This window comes from Cobetia sp. SIMBA_158 (assembly GCF_046566945.1).
Classification (GTDB): Bacteria; Pseudomonadota; Gammaproteobacteria; order Pseudomonadales; family Halomonadaceae; genus Cobetia; species Cobetia amphilecti.
Map to the genome: position 1 here is coordinate 1 of NZ_JAWJYL010000528.1, position 263 is coordinate 263.

Annotated in this window: 1 pseudogene; it reads right to left on the minus strand. The window is 50.2% G+C overall.

The features are described from left to right. A pseudogene (locus R2R70_RS20965) lies at positions 1-263 on the minus strand (tRNA (uridine(54)-C5)-methyltransferase TrmA); the annotation flags it as partial.

The window sequence follows — 263 nt, forward strand, 5'->3', positions numbered from 1 at the left end:
TAATACGCCGCACTCCATATGGTGCGTGTAGGGGAACTGATCAAACAGAGCCAGACGTTCGACCTTGTGCGTCTGGCTTAATGTTTCCAGATTCTTGCATAACGTTTCCGGGTTACAGGAGATGTACAAAATACGCGGATACGCCTGCACCATTTTCTCGGTTTCACTGTCCAGACCGCTGCGCGGTGGGTCGACAAAAATGGTTTCGCACTGATAACTCTTTAAGTCGATCCCTTGCAGGCGGTTAAACTCGCGCACACCAT